Here is a 377-nt window from a genome sequence, read left to right as displayed (position 1 = left end):
CCGCAAGGGACCGTCTGGGATGAGCCGTATGGGAAGCTCGGCGACATTCGCCGTGCCATCCAGTTGCTCGGCCTGGGTGCGGGCCGGGAACTGCGTGACGACACCCGCGAGTTTCGCAACGAGGTGCCTCGGATGGGGGCCTCGCTGGCGGACATCGACGTCACCGTCACCGAGACCGTCGTCACGGTGTCCCTACCGGTCTACGATCTCTCACCGTTGGCGGTCGATCAGGTGGTGTGCACAGCCCTCGCGGTCGACGGCGCGCGCGGCAACCCGGGGGCCGAGAAGACCGTCGACGTGTTGCTGCACAAGGGAATCGGCGACAGACTTCTGCACCGAGCATGCCTGGTGCTGTGAGCGCCCGGTCAGCCCGCCAC

1 protein-coding gene is annotated in these 377 nt (G+C 67.6%); it reads left to right on the top strand.

Translation table 11 applies throughout. From position 1 onward, the window contains the following. Positions 1-357 (top strand): hypothetical protein (locus AC1DYG_RS20660; RefSeq protein WP_477641698.1); only part of this gene is annotated, 357 nt, incomplete at its 5' end. Positions 358-377 lie beyond the last annotated feature (20 nt).

The organism is Pedococcus sp. P1_H8 (genome assembly GCF_056405175.1).
The sequence above is the reverse complement of the archived record's forward strand: the minus strand, read 5'-3'. Positions and strand labels throughout refer to the sequence as shown.